This is a genomic window from Litoreibacter sp., assembly GCF_058136045.1.
In genome coordinates, this window is sequence record NZ_JBYVDD010000008.1 from 120,818 (window position 1) to 138,632 (window position 17,815).

Genomic DNA, 17,815 nt, shown 5'->3' on the forward strand with positions numbered 1-17,815 from the left:
TGCGCAACTTATCCCTATTTTAACGATAACTGCGGTAAGTGGCGTAAGTGTTTGCGCTAGAGCCGGTCTGATTTAGGAGAATACCCTTGGGCAACGCGAGAAATTTCGCTTTTTGGATCGTGCTACTTTTGCTGATCCTCGCTCTTTTTAACCTGTTTAACGGCGGGCAGTCGACGGCAACCTCGCTTACTATCCCGTATTCGGACTTCATTTCGAGGGTTGAGTCCGGTGATGTGAGCGAAGTGACGCTAGATGGTGAAAAGATTTTGATTCGCTCTGGCACTGAGCAGTTTGTGACCGTTAAGCCTCAGGGTGTGGATGTCACTCCTGTTCTGCTAAATAACAATGTTGCGATTGAGGCTAAGCCTCAGGAGCAAAATGGTATTCTCGCCTATGCGGGGACGTTGCTGCCGTTTCTTGTGATCATCGGTATTTGGATTTTCTTCATGAACCGGATGCAAGGTGGCGGTAAAGGCGGGGCGATGGGCTTCGGCAAGTCGCGCGCCAAATTGCTGACAGAAAAGCAAGGTCGTGTGACCTTTGATGATGTTGCGGGCATTGATGAAGCCAAAGACGAGCTTGAAGAGATCGTCGAATTCTTGCGCAACCCGCAAAAATTCTCGCGGTTGGGCGGTAAAATCCCTAAAGGTGCGCTGTTAGTGGGGCCTCCGGGTACTGGTAAAACGCTGCTGGCGCGTGCGATTGCAGGCGAGGCTGGCGTGCCATTTTTTACCATTTCCGGTTCTGATTTTGTAGAAATGTTCGTTGGTGTTGGTGCCTCGCGTGTTCGTGACATGTTTGAACAGGCCAAGAAAAATGCGCCTTGCATTGTGTTTATTGACGAAATTGATGCCGTTGGACGATCTCGTGGTGCCGGATACGGTGGCGGGAACGATGAGCGCGAGCAAACGCTTAACCAATTGCTGGTAGAGATGGATGGATTTGAGGCCAATGAGGGTATCATTATTGTTGCCGCGACGAACCGGCCGGATGTTCTAGACCCGGCTTTGCTGCGTCCGGGGCGTTTTGACCGGCAAGTTCAAGTGCCCAATCCTGATATCAAGGGTCGTGAGAAAATCTTGCGAGTTCATGCGCGTAAAGTGCCGCTGGGCCCTGATGTGGACCTTCGCATTATCGCGCGTGGCTCTCCTGGGTTTTCTGGGGCTGACTTGGCGAACTTAGTCAATGAGTCGGCTCTTCTTGCAGCCCGCTTGGGGCGGCGGTTTGTGACGATGGAAGATTTTGAAAGCGCCAAAGACAAGGTTATGATGGGAGCGGAGCGCCGTTCCATGGTGATGACTGAGGATGAGAAAAAACTGACAGCCTACCATGAAGCCGGACATGCGGTTGTGGGGCTGAATGTGCCACAACACGATCCCATCCATAAGGCGACAATTATCCCGCGCGGACGCGCATTAGGGTTGGTGATGAGCCTGCCGGAGCGCGACCAACTGTCGGTCTCTTTCACTAAGTATAAGTCCAAGATCGCGATGGCGATGGGTGGTAAAGTTGCGGAAGAATTGATTTTTGGCAAAGAGAACGTCACTTCTGGGGCCTCATCAGACATTCAACAAGTGTCTAAAATCGCACGGGCAATGGTCACACAATTCGGGTTTACTGAGGAATTGGGGCATGTGGACTACGCCAATGAGCAGCAAGGTTATCTTGGAAATTATGGCGGTGGCGCCAATCACTCTGCCGCGACGCAAAAGCTGATTGATGACAAGGTTCGTGAGATCGTTGACGAAGGTTATGAAACGGCTAAGCGAATTTTGACCGAGCAATCCGTGGATTTGGAACGCCTTGCACAAGGTTTGTTGGAATATGAAACCCTGACCGGGGCCGAGATTTCAAAGGTTATCGCAGGGAAACCTTTGAACCGGGGGGACGATGAAGAGGACGACACGCCGGAAGGTGGATCAACCTCAGTTGCTGCGATCCCAAAAACGCGAAAACCTAAAACGCCTAAATCTGATGGCGGAATGGAACCTGAACCTTCTGCCTAATTACATTAGATTTTAAAAGGCCCCGCAGATTATGCGGGGCTTTTTTGTGCGAGTAATAGCTTCTGATCTCGATTGAAGGTTAGTGCCGCACATGGTTGACTTGCGCTGATGATTTGTATGGGACTGACCAATGCCAGCACTGATAAAAACGGAATTCCACGGAGTGATTAGATGGCTTGGAGTGGTCAAAACCCGCTCCGAGGCTTTGCGATCTGAGCCGGTTACGGAGGCCCTACTGGCATTTGAAGGTATGGCTGGTGAAGATCACGGCGGGCTGTCGCGGGCATCGTGTAGCCGTGTCGTTACGCAATACGAAATAGGAACGCAAATCCGGAATGTGCGACAGCTTTGCATTGTTTCAGCAGAAGAAATGGCAACTGTTGCCGAGGAAATCGGGGTGGATGCCTTTAACCCCGCTTGGTGTGGCGCGAACATTGTGATCGAGGGTATCCCAGATTTTTCGCACATTCCCCCTTCCTCTAGATTGCAATCATCAAGTGGAGCCACATTGACGGTTGATATGCAAAACCGCCCTTGTAATTTGCCTGCTCCGGTTATCAATGAAGACGCGCCGGGCCACGGAAATGGGTTTAAGGCGGCGGCTAAAGGGCGGCGTGGTATCACCGCGTGGGTAGAGCGCGAGGGGGTGTTACGGGTTGGTGACACGATAGTTTTGCACATCCCAGATCAACGTGAATGGCCCCCTATGGCGGGGCTTCACGCTGCGACTGAACCGCAAACTTAGGCCGGATGTTTCCTATTATAACCTGTATAATCGGTTGAGGCCGATTCCAGCTCCATAAATGTCGGAAACGCAGGATGCCTACAGGCCAGACCCCGATATAGGCGGAGTATAAACATTGCGCCGCAGCGTGAATGCGCGGGCTTAGGGGAGAGATGCTATGAGTTTCAAGACCGATATCGAGATTGCCCGCGAGGCCTCCAAACGCCCGATTCAAGAGATTGGGGCCAAGTTAGGCATCCCTGAAGCTGACCTATTGCCGTTCGGTCATGATAAGGCAAAAATTTCCGCTGAGTTCATTGCAGCCCAGAAGGGAAAAAAGGACGGGAAACTGATCCTTGTGACCGCGATTAACCCGACGCCTGCTGGCGAGGGGAAGACCACCACGACCGTGGGTCTTGGGGATGGCTTGAATGCTATTGGTAAAAAAGCGGCTATTTGCATCCGTGAGGCATCGCTTGGGCCTTGCTTTGGGATGAAGGGGGGCGCGGCTGGCGGTGGATACGCTCAGGTCGTGCCAATGGAGGAAATGAACCTGCATTTCACGGGTGATTTTCACGCAATTACCAGTGCGCACAACCTGTTGTCGGCAATGATTGATAACCACATTTACTGGGGTAATGAGCTGGAAATTGACGAGCGTCGGGTGGTCTGGAAGCGTGTTCTTGATATGAATGACCGTGCGTTGCGTGATTGTGTCACGTCGCTTGGCGGCGTTGCGAATGGATTCCCGCGTCAGACTGGGTTTGACATCACGGTGGCCTCGGAAGTCATGGCGATTTTGTGCCTGTCCAACGATCTCGATGACCTGAAGAAGCGTCTGGGCGACATTATCGTGGCCTATCGCCGTGATCGCTCACCAATTTACTGTCGTGATATTAAGGCTGATGGAGCAATGACGGTACTGTTGCAGCAAGCAATGCAACCTAACCTCGTGCAGACATTAGAGAACAACCCGGCGTTCGTGCACGGGGGGCCTTTCGCAAATATTGCGCATGGCTGTAATTCGGTTATTGCGACAACGACAGCGTTAAAGCTGGCCGATTATGTTGTGACCGAGGCAGGGTTTGGGGCCGATTTAGGGGCTGAAAAATTCATGAACATTAAGTGCCGCAAAGCGGGGCTTGCACCGGATTGCGTGGTTCTGGTTGCGACGGTGCGCGCAATGAAGATGAATGGCGGTGTCCTGAAAGCTGATCTGGCTGCGGAAAATGTTGAAGCGGTTAATGCTGGATGCTCCAACCTCGGACGCCACATTGAGAATATCAAATCCTTTGGTGTGCCTGTTGTTGTGGGTATTAATCACTTCTCTGGGGATACCGATGCCGAGATTGCTGCGGTTAAATCTTATGTCGAGAGCCAAGGGGCGGAAGCCATTGTGTGTAAGCACTGGGCGCATGGGTCTGAAGGCATTCAGGAAATGGCAATTCGAGTGGCAGAGATAGCCGATAGTGGCGCGTCCCAATTTGCCCCGCTGTATAGTGATGAGCTGAGCTTGATGGAGAAGGTCGAGACAATTGCCAAGCGTATTTATCGCGCGGATGAAGTCTTGGCCGATAAGAAAATTCGCAGTCAACTGAAGCAGTGGGAAGATGCTGGTTATGGCCACTTGCCGGTTTGTATGGCGAAAACGCAGTACTCTTTTTCGACAGATCCAAACTTGCGCGGCGCACCGGTGGGACATTCTTTGCCGGTCCGTGAGGTTCGCCTGTCGGCAGGGGCCGGATTTGTTGTTGTCGTCTGTGGTGAAATTATGACTATGCCGGGCTTGCCACGGGTTCCTTCTGCCGAAGCTATTATGCTGAATGATGCTGGTGACATTGAAGGCTTGTTCTAAGATATGATGCGCGGGGGGAGGGGCATTTGCCCTATCCCCCGCGCCGCTGCCGTCTGTGGCGGTAGACAGTTTAATATGGATGGAGACGGGTGAGATGAGCGCACAAATAATTGACGGAAAAATCTTCTCGGCCAAAATTCGGGCGCGAGTTGCCAACCACGTAACCAAACTAAAGGCGGACCATGACCTAATTCCGGGACTGGCGGTTGTGCTGGTAGGGGAAGATCCGGCCAGCCAAGTGTACGTGCGCTCCAAGGGGAAGATGACAGTCGAGGTGGGCATGAAATCGGTCGAGCATCGCCTCGATGTGGATACCTCTGAGGAAGACCTTCTGGCATTGATTAAGTCTTTGAATGAAGATGCCAGTATCCATGGTATTTTGGTGCAACTCCCTTTGCCTAAACATTTGAACGAAGATCTTGTTATCACTTCGGTTGACCCTGCAAAGGATGTCGATGGGTTTCATATCTCAAATGTTGGGCTCTTGGGAACGGGGCAAAAATCAATGGTGCCGTGCACGCCTTTGGGCTGCTTGATGATGCTACGTGACTTTCACGGATCTTTGTCGGGGCTGGATGCGGTTGTGATTGGGCGCTCAAATATTGTGGGGAAACCAATGGCGCAGCTGTTGCTTGGCGATAGTTGCACCGTGACGATTGCCCATTCGCGGACCAAAGATTTGGCAGGTGTCGTTGGCCGTGCGGATATTGTTGTCGCGGCTGTTGGACGCCCCGAGATGGTGCCCGGGAGCTGGATCAAACCGGGGGCCACGGTGATTGATGTTGGCATCAACCGCCTAGACGCGCCTGAAAAGGGCGAAGGAAAGACCCGTTTGGTGGGGGATGTGGACTTCGATAGTTGCGCAGCAGTTGCTGGCGCGATCACCCCTGTTCCGGGCGGGGTTGGGCCGATGACGATTGCGTGTTTGCTGGCAAATACGGTTACGGCGTGTTGCCGTGCCAATGGTCTGGCAGAGCCAGAGGGGCTGACGGTTTAACATTTGCGCGGCGCTGCCTAAAGGCGCTTTGGGTGAGTGGCCGGATCAGTGTTTGATCTCTTCGTCTTTCACATACATGTTCGCCCAAGCACGGTCGATAAGCTCCGGAGTCATCTGGAGCGGGATGCCGTCGTATTCACATACAGCAATCATCTGATCGATTAGAAAGTTTGCATGGTAGTTGGCGTAGACGTTGTCGATGCCGGGGTATCTGACCTTTAACAAGTGGATCAGTGCCGCTTCGTTGAGCGGCATTTTCTTTTTCTTGGCAACCATGGCGAAGACCTTCAGAAATTCCTCCTGAGTAGGGCCATCAATTTTGATCTTGAAGAAAATCCGACGCAAAGCCGCGCCATCGAACATTTCATTGGGATGGAAGTTGGTCGAGAAAATCACAAGGGTATCAAAGGGAACCTCAAACTTTTCGCCAGATTGCAGCGTCAAGATATCGTACTCGGCCTCCATCGGAACGATCCACCGGTTGATCAAGGCCTGCGGCGGCTCTTCTTGGCGTCCAAGGTCATCCACGATGAACACGCCGCCGGTGGCTTTCAGCTGTAGGGAGGCTTGGTAAGTGCGCGAGGTTGCGTTGTAGTTCAGGTCAAGCATGCTTAGCATCAACTCCCCCCCCGTCATAACAGTGGGGCGCTCGCACATCAGGTAGCGTTTGTCGTAGCGATTGTCGGTGCGGCGCAACGACGTGGTTTGCGCGGCTTCATCCTCTATTGGGGTGTGCACAATCGGGTCATAGAGCGTCACGACCTGTCCCGCGTATTCAATGCATTGCGGGATGTAGATGACGTCGCCCAAAGCGTCGCGGATGCCGTTTGAGATGGCAGATTTACCGTTGCCGGGAGGACCGTAGAGAAGGATAGAGCGCCCTGAACTTACCGCCGGGCCAAGATTGTCAAGCAAGTCCGAGGGCAAGATCAGATGCCCCATGGAGCCTAGCAATTTTTCGCGTGTAATCTGGATGTCGCGTACCGATTGCCGCTTCACTTGTTCTCTGTACATGGTCAAAGGTACAGGCAGGGCGCCATAATATTCGGACTGTGAAAGGGCGTCGAGAGCACGGGATTTCCCGGCGTCGGACAATTGAAATGCCATCTCAGACCCGGATCCCGCATGAAGCGTGCCCTGCGCCTCGATAAGCTTTTGCTCACGGGCAATTTCGACCAACTGTTGTGTCAGGGGCAGTGATAGGCAAATCGCCTCGGACATGTCGGATACATGTTCCAAGTTTTTGCGGAACACGGTTTTCAACAAAATATCGCGCATCATAACGATGCTCAAACCGGTGTCGCTCAAAGACTTCGGGGACGCCGGGGCCTGAACGCCGGGGGTTGTGTGCATGTTCATCTGCTTTGCCTCATATGCCGATTTTTCGGCTTCTTTTCACAACTTTACCAATTTTGCGGCGCTCAAACAACAAAAACCGAAGCGGCTTCAAATAGCACGCTACCTGAGTTAGCCTTTCAGAGTAATGAATGCCGCCACAAGAGCGGAATACGAGGATATTGGGCATGGATGATGGTGTGGGACGAGCTGGAGCAAGGCTTTTTATCGTTTACCTTCTAGGGCTTGTTGCTCTGTTAGGCGGCTTGGCGCTGGCCAAGGGGGGGCTGTACGTCGATCGCCATGAGGGTGACACCTTGCACTTGATCGAAATCGTTTTGCGCATGGCGGACGGGCAATGGCCACATTTGGATTTCGTTACCCCGTTGGGTATATTGGCTTTCTTACCGATTGTTGCGTTCGTCTGGATTGGGTTTGGCGTTGGAACTGCCATCATATTGAGCCAAATTGCAGTCGCAATATTGCTGGTTCCAATGGTGTGGTGGCTTGGCCGTAGCCGCCTGACGAGTGGGATGGCTTACGGGCTTGGTGCGCTGGTCATGGTGATGACCTTGGCGATGATCCATGGGGAATCTGCGGCCTCTATTTCGCTTTCGATGCACTATAATCGTTGGGCTTGGGCCTTTGCTTTCATCGCCATTTTGATCGCCGTTCTAGAGCCAAAAAGAGCAACGAACCAATGGGTGGATGGGGTAATCCTTGGGGTGGCGTTTAGCTTTTTCGTGATGGGTAAAATTACGTATGGCGTGGCTTTTGCACCCGGTGTGGCGGTGGCACTTGTTTTGCGGGGGCAATGGAAGGTTATTGCGGTCGCCTTGGGGGGTGTTGCGATATTTGCCGGGGCGGTGACTGCTTTGGCGGGGGTGGGCATTTGGGCCGCTTACCTTGGCGATTTGGCCTTGGTGGCCAGCACAGATATTCGCCCGCGTGCGGGGGTGGACATAGGGACGCTGCTGACCGCACCGCAATATGTTTTAGGCAACGCAATTTTGGTGTTGTCGATCGTTGTTCTCCGGCGTGGGGTGGACCCGCGCATGGGGTTGATTTTGATCTTGCTTGGACCGGGAATGGTCTACGTCACCTTCCAAAACTATGGAAATGATCCCAAGTGGTTAGCACTTTTGCCTATGATGATCTTATCGGTGTCGAGGGCCCCTCAGGTTATCGCTTTGGCAGTGATTTCATGTGCATTGATCGGGCCGTCATTCCTGAATATGGCAGTCAGCCCGGCACGCCACCTTGCTACAAAACCGGATACTTACGCGCCCTTGTTCGAGGCCACGCCGTTTGCGGACCGCCACACAGATTTATACACGAAATCAGAGCGGGCAAACCGCATATTGGTGCGCAAACCTATGCAGTTTGAAAGTGCGAACCTAGCATATTTGAACGATTTGGCGGACCACACCCCGGCGGCCCAGTTCCTTGGGGAAGAGTTGGCACCATGTGCACAGACGCTTGGGTTGATCGGGGTTGCCAAAGCCATGGCGCGCGATTTGGATGAGGCGGGTCTGTCGGAAGGGCGCTCAATATTCGTGGCTGATACTTTCGGGAACTTGTGGATGTTTGGCGGCTTGGAACCAACTCAAGGCGCGGCGCCTTGGTACTATGGTCACCTGACTGGGTATGATGCGGCTGACTACTTTTTGATCCCGACCTGCCCGACGACGCCACTCGCCTACCGATCTATACTAAGCGAAGTCGAGGCGCGCGGAGAGGTGCTCAAAGAAGTTCGGCGGACAGAGCTTTATACGCTCTACGCGCGACCTTAAAATAGGGCGGTACGGGCGAGATATAGGATCAAAGTCGCGGCCAAAGGGAGGCCCATTGGAAAGTCTCGTGTCCGCTCCCAGCTTTCCCAGTTTGGGGCAAGTTTGCGCAGGGGGGTGATGCGAGCGACGCGATGCAAGATGAAGGCAACGATAGTGGTGAGGGCAAAGAAAGCCGCGACCACCGTGATATCGGCAACGGCCACAAAGGGGGCCATCGCGGCAGCAAATTTGGCATCTCCCGCGCCGACAACACCCGTTACAGTCATCAGAAATCCAACCGCCAGTACAACAGCGAAATGCGAGAAGCGCCAGCCGTAGTCGGCCAGGGGCAAAGTCGCGACACCTACAATTGCAAAGACAACAAGCAAAGCTAGGACGGCTTTGTTTGGGATTTTCATGCGTGCCAAATCGCTCCACGCGACCCATAAGCAGATGAGTGTCGCAAAGGGCAGGGCCCAAAGAGCGAAGGTTGTCATAGTGTTAGCTTTCCAGCGTACGTAGGGTGCGTATGGCTGCTTCGAAGTGTTGCGGGTGGATTTCGATAGCTTCCTCTAGCAAGGTTTTACCGGTTTCTACGTCACCTTGCTTGATGGCAGTTAAACCCATGGTGTGAAGCAGCTGAGCGCGTTCAACCTGTGTGAGCTGAATCAGGGGAAGCGTGTAATTTTTGCGTGCACCACGCGCCAGAACCATGTTGTTCTTGGCGGTGAATAAACCAGGATCATAGGTGATTGCTTCGCCAAACAAGCGCTCGGCGTCATCATAGTCACCTCTGGTCAACTTGGAGAACCCCCAATTGTTCAACACAGCGCCGGGGGTCGTAGTCAGACCGACCGCAGTCTCGTAAAAGCTATCGGCCTTTTTCCAGTCTTTGTTGGTATCAGCGATAATAGCTTCAAGGCGATAGCGCTCAAATGTCTCAAAAGTCGGTGGCACCACATTCAGTGCTTTTTCGGCTTTTTTCCATTGGCCTTGGCGGATTAGGGCGCTGGCGTAGTTGATGTGGTCATCGTTGGTCACTTCGGGGTGTTTGACGATTTTCCCCCAAATCACACCGGCCTCTGTTGCGCGTTTGGCGCGCAGGAGAGATTTGCCAAGCCCGCGTTGCAGGTCAATCCGGTCGGGATCTTCTCGGCTGGCTTTTTGAAAGTAGACCACGGCCTCGTTCGGGTCGGCGACCGTCAACATAATGTCGTTGAGGTTGCTTTCATCAATAACATTAACGTTTTTGAGGGTTTTACTGTAGGCACCTTTTTCGGCTTTTTCACAAGCGGTCAAGGCTACGATGCTGATAAGACACAGCATTCCTGTCTTCATGTGGCGCATTGGGCGTCCTCTACTCTGCTCTCAAGTGCCTTTTAGATCATGGGGCCTGCAAAAGCAGGTAGCGACCGTTTCCACGCCGCACCAAGTCGAAGGCTTTATCTTCTTTTTTAGAAGTATACGCAGGGTTTTCAATTTTTGCGAGCGCGCGGCGCAGGTTTTCACGGATTTCGTCCGAATTGCCACTATCCAGCGCGAAAGCGGTTTTGAATACACGGCTGGCTTCGCCAATGCGACCGGTCTCCATCAAGATAACGCCTAGGTTGTTCCAAGCGGGAACGAAGGTTTCATCCTTCTTTATGGCGCGGCGTAGAAGTTGCTCAGACTGACCAAGACGGCCGAGACGCAGGTTCGCGGAGCCTAGTGCGCTCAGAACGTCTACTGTGGTGCCTTGCTCGCCCGCAGCACGAAAGTAGGATTTCAAAGCCAACTCATATTGCCCCGCGGCCATAAGCGTATGTCCTACGCTTAGCCCATCAACTCCATTTAACCGGGTGACATCGCCACTTGGTGGAAAAGGACTAGCCCCCTCGCCAAGCAAGGGGGCCTGTTTCTCGCAACCTGCGAGACATAGTCCAAGTACAATTGAGCCCACCCAATACCGCATAATTACCCACCGCCACCATTTAGGTTTTTATATATGTCGTAGATCGACGGGCCGATCAAAATAATCAAAAGTGGTGGCAAACAGAACATCATAGTTCCCAGCGTGAGCTTGGTAGGCAACACGTTGGCTTTCTCTTCTGCCCGCATGACGCGTTTATCACGCATCTCTGAAGCATAGACGCGAAGGGCGTCGGCGATGGATGTACCAAAACTGGTTGACTGGATTAGCACGGTCACAAAGCTTGAAACATCCGGCACGCCTGCGCGCTCCGCCATATCGCGAAGTACTGTGATGCGATCTTTGCCGGCTTTCATCTCGTTGGAGACGATTTGGAACTCATCGGCCAAAGCTGGGTAGCCTGCGCGAATTTCTGCCGCGACCCGAATGATCGACTGATCAAGGGCTTGGCCCGCTTCAACACAAACAAGCATCAGGTCAAGGCTATCAGGAAAGCCACTTTCGATCTCTTCTTGACGTTCTTGGCGGCGGCGTTCGATCCAGTATTTCGGCAGATAATACCCCGCGCCACCAGGGATCACGATTGCCAAGATTAAGTTGCGTGTCGACATGTCGTCGCCAGCAAGAAATAGGACGTAAAACAAGCCTAAGGTGAGAAAGAGCAGCCCCAATGCAAATTGAGCAAAGTGAAATGTCCGTACAGCTGTTTTCTGTTTGTACCCGGCTTGAAGCAGTTTGAGCTTCATGCCAGCAAGCTCTTCGACGTCTTGGGGCTCCAAAAAGGTCGCGTATTTGTCGAGCTTGTCGGTGCCGTTGTCGGTGCGCAGTGACGTGGCACCCGACTTGGAGGCGCGCCCGTTTGCGCGCGCGACTTCTGCGCGGATACTGTCTAGCGGATCTTTGCGTTTTTTAAGCATGATCGGCAGGGTCACGAGTATCATGACAACCCCAAGGAGACCAACGATAAGCAGCGGGCCTAACTCGCCAAACATCTCGATGAGTTTGTTGTTGATGACTTCAAAATATTCCATCTCATTATACCTTGATGTTGACCATGATGCGCATGAAAACCACGTTTACCACGAGGAATATGCCCACCACGATACAGGCCGGAATGAAGAATTCGGTCTCTTTTACTTCGGTGTAGTAGTCCGGCTCCATGATGTTAATTGCGATCAATGCCATAAGCGGGAACGCAGAGAGGAACATGCCAGACCACTTCGCTTCAGCGGTAATTGCCTTCACGCGGCGAAAGAGTTTGAAGCGGGCACGGATCACCTGAGACAATCCGTGTAAAATCTCGGCCAAGTTACCACCTGATGTTTGCTGAATGGTCACGGCCACTGCGAGGAATCGTAAATCTTGCATATCCATCCGCTCGGCCAAGTGTTTCAAGCTCTCAGAGACGTCACGGCCATAGGCGCTTTCATCTGCGATGAGGCCGAACTCGGTTCCCAATGGGTCGGCAACCTCTTTGGCAACGATGTTAATGGCAGATGCAAACGGGTGACCAACGCGCAAGCTGCGCACCATGAGTTCAATCGCGTCGGGCAACTGTTCTTCCATTAATTCAAGGCGTTTTTTGCATTTGTTATTGACCCAAACATAGACGGCACCAACGCCCATCGCGAGCGAGATCAGGCCGCGAACCGGAGCCGCAGCTTCGGTCATTTGGCTCAAAACCACAAAGATTACGATTGCGAGACCGAACATCATGCCGATCAGCGCCATTGGCGTGAAGGCGATGTTGGCGCGCAGGGCCTTGTCGGCAAGCATTGAATAAAGCGGAATACCGCCCGAATTCATGTGCTGGTTCATCTCCTTGCGGAGTTGTTCGAGGACCTTTTCGCGTGATCCGCCCTTCGAGATCATATCGAGACGGCGGTTAACCTTGTTGTTCAGGCTGATCGATTTGCCAAAGACAACAAGGTAGACACCCTCGATCAACATCAGAACGGCAACAAAAATTATACCGTAGAGAATTGGTTCAAAACTGATTTCCATGCCTAATTACTCCGCTGCTATCGGTTCGTAGATCGAGGCAGGTAGGTCGTAGCCCCATTGTTTGAACCGATCAGAATAGTGCGAGCGCACACCGGTAGGCGTGAACTGGCCAATGATTTTGCCATCAGGTTGCAGGCCCAAACGCTGAAAGCGGAAGACCTCTTGCATCGAGATAACATCGCCTTCCATGCCGGTGATCTCGGTGATTGAAACCATGCGGCGCGAGCCGTCTTGCAAGCGCGAGGCCTGCACGATCAAGTTCACGGCAGAGGAAATTTGCGCGCGCACGGCTTTAATCGGCATCTCAATGCCGGCCATGGCGATCATGTTTTCTAGGCGCGACACACTATCGCGCGCCGAGTTGGCGTGGATCGTGGTCATGGACCCATCGTGGCCAGTGTTCATCGCTTGAAGCATGTCGATAACTTCTTCGCCACGCGTCTCCCCCACGATAATGCGGTCTGGCCGCATACGAAGGGCGTTCTTCAAGCAGTCGCGTTGCGATACTGCGCCTTTGCCTTCGACGTTGGCCGGGCGGCTTTCCATACGGCCGACGTGGACCTGTTGGAGTTGCAGCTCTGCCGTGTCTTCGATCGTTAGAATGCGCTCGGAATCGTCGATGAATGAAGACAGTGCATTCAGCGTTGTTGTTTTACCAGAACCAGTACCGCCCGAGACGATAATGTTCAGGCGGCAGGCAACGGCGGCCTGCAAAAAGACTGCCATTTCCTCAGAAAAGGCGCCGAATTTTACGAGGTCGTCAATGCCGAGTTTTTCTTTTTTAAACTTACGGATAGAGACGAGAGATCCATCCACCGCGATGGGTGGAACCATGGCGTTGAACCGTGAGCCATCTTTCAGGCGCGCATCCACATAAGGGTTTGATTCATCAACGCGCCGACCTACGGCGGATACGATTTTGTCGATGATGCGTAGCAGGTGTTTTTCATCTTTAAATCGTGTGTTGGTTAGGGTCAGCTTACCGTCGCGCTCTACAAACACGCGGTTGGGGCCATTCACCAAAATATCGTTGACCGTTTCGTCTTTTAACAGAGGTTCAAGCGGGCCAAGGCCGGTGACCTCGTCATATAACTCTGCGTGAAGTGTTTGACGTTCTTCGCGCGTTAAAATGACGGATAATTCTTCCAGACCCTCGGCGCAGATCGCGACGATTTCTGCCTTAAGGTCCGCTTCCGGCGCGTTTTCCAATGCGGCAAGGTTCAAGTTGTCGAGCAGGCGGTGGTGCAACTCAGAGCGCACTTCTTCCAACCGCTGGCGGCGTTTAAGTTCTTTGTCTTGCGCGATAACCTCTGCTGGGGCCACCGGAGGCTTTTCCTCGGGCTTACGCATGGACTTTGAAGGGGCCACAGCCGCTTTTGCTGGGGCAGGAGCCGCTGAGGGAGCCGATTTTACTTGAGAATCGGACGCGCTGTTGGATTTTTTATATCGTGAAAACATACTCGTAACCCTTTTATTATCCTGTGGCTTCAGCTTGATTTACGCTGTGCAAAGACTGAGCCAACTTCGCGATCTCTTTGCGAAGGGGGTTCTTTGTAGCGGTCTCGACTAAAGGCAATCCATGGTCGCAGCTTTGGGCTACTTGTTTGCCGCCATCGGGCATGTGCAACTCAATATCAATGTCCAAGCTTTCGGCCATGCGTTTGGCACGGCTTTTGCCGGATAAATCGGTGAATTTTGGGGCCCGATTTAAGACATAGCGGATCTTTTCATATGGCAAATCTTCGGCCTTGAGGGCACGGATCATGCGCAATGTGTTTTGGGCCGACCGCAAATCAAGTTCCAACATGCCAAAATAAACATGGGCCATGCCTAATACGGTCTCGGTCCATTGCACCAAGGTCGAGGGCATGTCGATAATGACATAGTCAAAATTGCGTTGCGCGGTGCGAACTAGTTTCTCGATATCTTCCGGGCTAACCATATCAAGCGGGATCATATCGGCAGGGGCCGTCAGAACATGCAACTTGTCATTGAAGGCCAGAAGCGTTGCCTTAAAGGCATCATCATCCATGCTGTCGATATCGGATAGCATCTCCAGGACAGCTTCGCGTCGTGGAAGATCTAGATAGGTTGAGGCTGACCCGAATTGGAAGTCGAGGTCCAACAAGCAGACGCTTACATCAGCTTTTTTGTCGACGGTTGCCAATTCCCAAGCGAGGTTGATTGCAAAAGTAGATGCACCACTGCCGCCGGCGAGGCCATGCACTGGCAAAATCACACCGTCATGAGTGCCTGTTTGGCCGGTGGGCGTCTGCGGGGATGCGGGCGCACTGGTTTCGGCTGGAATTTCAGCCACCAAGGCAGGCGTATTGATCCGCTCTATCGAGTCGTGCAACGCACCTTCGGGAAGCGGGTAGGGAACGAAATCATCGGCTCCAAGTTTTAGCAGTTGATGCAACGCGATAGGCGAGACATCCTCTGCGATGAGGATCACTTTGATTTCAAGTTCTTTAGCCTGCTGGATGATGTCACCAACTCTTGTCAGGTTATCTTCATCAGAGGTGTCAACGGCGACGGCGATGAACTGAAGTTCAGATGCGTCGGGTTGGGCTAGATATGTGTGAGCGTCGTCGAAACTTAGGTCACCCCAAGCTTCGCCAAGCTCTGTCTCCATATCCTCGATCAAAAGATCGAAGTTTTGCACGTCGCGGGCGACGGTACAGGCCGTAATCGGGGCCGGTTCGGTTTTTAATGCTACACTGCTCGTCATGCCTACAATCCCATGTGACCAAATTCGGCCGGGTTCGTGTTACCGGAGGCATTTTCGTTAAAGTAATTGCCCCCGCCAACTGTTTGCGGAATTTACACCAACATGCCGTCTTAGCGCGGATTGTGGCTTATCTCATAACAAGGAATGCTTAGGAAAAGGGGCAAGAATACGGCGAAATTAGCGAAAAACTGAGGTATTATTTCCGTTATTGCACTATTCGTTCGCGAGCCAGTGTTTCGTCGCTTTTGCCAGACTGTACATATTCGCGGTAAACAACGATCCCGTACTTCCCGTTTAACACCATTGGGTGGTTTGCAACGAAGCCGGAAACCTGCGTGATAGTGCGACGATTCCGACGTTCTGCGTTCTCGGTGACGACCAGAGGGCGTGTTTCACCGAAAGAGGCCACTGCGTCTAAGCGGCTTCGGCTAATACCCTGAGATGTAAGAAAGTTAACAGCTGCTTTGGCGCGTCGTAGCCCCAAAGATTTATTGGCAGCATTAGAGCCAACCAAATCAGTATGTCCGAAGACGCGGAAGGTAACCTCAGGAAATTGGCGAATCCAATTTGCCTGATCCAGCAAAGCGGCGCGCGCATTTGCATCAAGGTGGGACGAGTTGAACTCGAAATTCACTTGGGTATTTACTTCGGCGGTAAACCGGCGACCAAGGCTTTCCGCAACGGAGATTGATCCGTTTTGAATGAGCGTATTGGTCATGGTTGGATTGCCAAAGCCACCTTCGTCCAAAAAGCCACCCGCCTCGCCGTCAAAGACAGCTTGCGATGAAGAGCAGGCGGTTACGCCGAGTGAGAGCGCGGCGAGTAAAGCAAGAGATGAGGAAGTTCTAAGCATCTGATATTACTCCAAAACATAGCCGTAAGAGCCGGAAAAGTCTTGACGCGCGACTTCACCAACGGTTGAGCGGCGCGTACGTATTTCGCGTGCTACTTTGCCTCTTAGAAAGAAATCGCGTTCGGACGGGGGACGGATGCGGTCGGTTGAAACGACCAAACCGTCGCCGCGTGTGGGCGAAACAAGGTGAGCCGTAATGATGACCACAAGCTCTGATTGACGACGCTCATAATTGGCGCTGCGAAACAATGCGCCCAAAACGGGGATGTCACCCAGCCATGGCACTTGGCCTGCAACGTCGCGGAAGTCGTCCTCTAATAGGCCCGCAATTGCAAAGCTTTCACCGTCACGCAGCTCAACCGTGGTGGAAGAGGCTCGTTTCGAGAAGGCGTTGACTGTGAAACCGTCATTTTGGACCACAACTGTCGGGTCGATCCCGGATACAGCAGTGTCGAGTTTGAGGCGGATGATATCTTCATCCAGAACTGTTGGTGTGAAATTCAACTCCACCCCGAACGGTTTGTAGCTGATGCTCACCGAGCCATCGTCAGATACAGGGATAGGATATTCGCCACCAGCAAGGAATGTCGCTTCCTGACCCGATAGTGCTGTCAGGTTTGGCTCGGCCAAAGTGCGAACCAGCCCTTTTTGCTCTAGCGCTTCCAGAACAACCATGGCGCGCAAGCTGCCGCTGCCAAAGCCAAAGGAAAACACGCCGTTGCGTTCGCGGGTTGAGGCAACAGAGCCAGCAACTGCCCCGGTTCCGAGCGCGGCCCCAAGGTTGGCAGAACTTTGAAGTGTATTGGTAAAGCCATTCGCGCCGAAACTGCCGCCAGCAGTTTGAAAGCCGAGGCTGGCCGACAAATCTTTGGAGACAGAGCGACGCATCTCGGCGAACCGGACTTTTAGCATAACTTGTTGCGTGCCGCCGACGCTCATTAAGTTAGATACGGCCTCGGGCGCGTAACGCTCGGCCAAATCAAGGGCGCGGTCCAGTTTCGCAATGCTGGAGACAGTGCCAGATAATACAAGGCCGTCATTTGCCGTGCGGACTTCGATTTTCTCACCTGGTAAGATTTCACGCAGGCGCTCTTTGAATTCCGATAGATCGGGGGCCACGCGAACAGATACGTTGGTGATCAAACGACCATCAGGCCCAAGCAAAGTAAGGGTCGTGCGTCCGGGAGATTTACCAAGTACGTAAATCGTGCGGTCAGACAGGGTAGCTATGTCCGCGATTGCCGGGTTGGCGACGGAAAGCTCTGCAAATGGTACGTCACTTTCGACAACAACGGCGCTGTTAATTGCGACGTTAAGTTTGCGCGCTGCGGATTGGCTGGTCACTGTTAGGTTTTGTGCAAACCCAGCTTCCGGAACGAAAGATGCCAATGCGAGGCCAAATAAGCCTGCGCAGATAAACTGCTCAATTTTCATTGTGATCTGCCTCTCTGATCACTAAGGGGAACGGGTCTTTTGCCCATTTTGTAGACACCATGCGCGAAATCGATTTTTATTGCAAGAATCAGGTGTTTACCGCGCGTCTTTTATGTGGACCTGTCGCAACACCACGCAATTTATGGTGGTCGAATAGGGAACGGCACCCATATAGGGTGCCGTAAAGGGAGCTTG

At 52.8% G+C, this 17,815-nt stretch carries 15 protein-coding genes; 5 read left to right on the forward strand and 10 right to left on the reverse strand.

The window, feature by feature from the left end; genetic code table 11:
- Positions 1-86: 86 nt before the first annotated feature.
- From ftsH to folD, 4 genes are all read left to right on the forward strand, one after another.
- On the forward strand, positions 87-2,006 hold the full coding sequence (ftsH, locus tag AC3Y7R_RS12645; protein WP_490042408.1) for an ATP-dependent zinc metalloprotease FtsH: 1,920 nt from the start codon (positions 87-89) through the stop codon (positions 2,004-2,006).
- Positions 2,007-2,136: 130 nt separating this feature from the next.
- On the forward strand, positions 2,137-2,751 hold the full coding sequence (locus AC3Y7R_RS12650) for an MOSC domain-containing protein (RefSeq protein WP_490042409.1): 615 nt from the start codon (positions 2,137-2,139) through the stop codon (positions 2,749-2,751).
- Between the two features lie 157 nt (positions 2,752-2,908).
- On the forward strand, positions 2,909-4,585 hold the full coding sequence (locus AC3Y7R_RS12655; protein WP_490042410.1) for a formate--tetrahydrofolate ligase: 1,677 nt from the start codon (positions 2,909-2,911) through the stop codon (positions 4,583-4,585).
- A 94-nt stretch (positions 4,586-4,679) separates the two neighbouring features.
- Positions 4,680-5,582, forward strand: a complete 903-nt coding sequence (gene folD / locus AC3Y7R_RS12660; RefSeq protein WP_490042411.1) for a bifunctional methylenetetrahydrofolate dehydrogenase/methenyltetrahydrofolate cyclohydrolase FolD — start codon at positions 4,680-4,682, stop codon at positions 5,580-5,582.
- 45 nt (positions 5,583-5,627) lie between these two features.
- On the opposite strand, the gene AC3Y7R_RS12665 is transcribed toward folD, so the two are convergent.
- The gene (locus tag AC3Y7R_RS12665; RefSeq protein WP_490042412.1) at positions 5,628-6,941 is read right to left on the reverse strand and encodes a DUF8689 domain-containing protein; all 1,314 of its coding nucleotides are present in this window, start codon (positions 6,939-6,941) and stop codon (positions 5,628-5,630) included.
- A gap of 164 nt (positions 6,942-7,105) precedes the next feature.
- On the opposite strand from AC3Y7R_RS12665, the gene AC3Y7R_RS12670 reads away from it, so the two are divergent.
- Positions 7,106-8,710, forward strand: a complete 1,605-nt coding sequence (locus AC3Y7R_RS12670) for a hypothetical protein (protein ID WP_490042413.1) — start codon at positions 7,106-7,108, stop codon at positions 8,708-8,710.
- On the opposite strand, the gene AC3Y7R_RS12675 is transcribed toward AC3Y7R_RS12670, so the two are convergent.
- The 9 genes from AC3Y7R_RS12675 to AC3Y7R_RS12715 form a co-directional block, all read right to left on the reverse strand.
- Entirely contained in the window at positions 8,707-9,186 is a 480-nt protein-coding gene (locus AC3Y7R_RS12675) for an A24 family peptidase (protein WP_490042414.1), read from the reverse strand. The two genes, AC3Y7R_RS12670 and AC3Y7R_RS12675, sit on opposite strands and share 4 nt — an antisense overlap.
- Positions 9,187-9,190: 4 nt before the next feature.
- Positions 9,191-10,036, reverse strand: a complete 846-nt coding sequence (locus AC3Y7R_RS12680) for a tetratricopeptide repeat protein (protein ID WP_490042415.1) — start codon at positions 10,034-10,036, stop codon at positions 9,191-9,193.
- A gap of 37 nt (positions 10,037-10,073) precedes the next feature.
- A complete protein-coding gene (locus AC3Y7R_RS12685) occupies positions 10,074-10,640 on the reverse strand; it encodes a tetratricopeptide repeat protein (RefSeq protein WP_490042416.1) in 567 nt (188 codons plus the stop codon).
- A 2-nt stretch (positions 10,641-10,642) separates the two neighbouring features.
- The gene (locus AC3Y7R_RS12690) at positions 10,643-11,629 is read right to left on the reverse strand and encodes a type II secretion system F family protein (protein WP_490042417.1); all 987 of its coding nucleotides are present in this window, start codon (positions 11,627-11,629) and stop codon (positions 10,643-10,645) included.
- A gap of 4 nt (positions 11,630-11,633) precedes the next feature.
- Complete coding sequence (locus AC3Y7R_RS12695) at positions 11,634-12,602, reverse strand: type II secretion system F family protein (protein WP_490042418.1); 969 nt, start codon at positions 12,600-12,602, stop codon at positions 11,634-11,636.
- Between the two features lie 6 nt (positions 12,603-12,608).
- On the reverse strand, positions 12,609-14,060 hold the full coding sequence (locus tag AC3Y7R_RS12700; protein ID WP_490042419.1) for a TadA family conjugal transfer-associated ATPase: 1,452 nt from the start codon (positions 14,058-14,060) through the stop codon (positions 12,609-12,611).
- A 16-nt stretch (positions 14,061-14,076) separates the two neighbouring features.
- Positions 14,077-15,333 carry a CpaE/TadZ family protein gene (locus tag AC3Y7R_RS12705; RefSeq protein WP_490042420.1) on the reverse strand — a complete coding sequence of 419 codons (1,257 nt, stop codon included), beginning with the start codon at positions 15,331-15,333 and terminating at the stop codon, positions 14,077-14,079.
- Positions 15,334-15,538: 205 nt separating this feature from the next.
- Entirely contained in the window at positions 15,539-16,186 is a 648-nt protein-coding gene (locus AC3Y7R_RS12710; RefSeq protein ID WP_490042421.1) for an OmpA family protein, read from the reverse strand.
- 6 nt (positions 16,187-16,192) lie between these two features.
- Positions 16,193-17,620, reverse strand: a complete 1,428-nt coding sequence (locus tag AC3Y7R_RS12715) for a type II and III secretion system protein family protein (RefSeq protein WP_490042422.1) — start codon at positions 17,618-17,620, stop codon at positions 16,193-16,195.
- Positions 17,621-17,815: the final 195 nt, after the last annotated feature.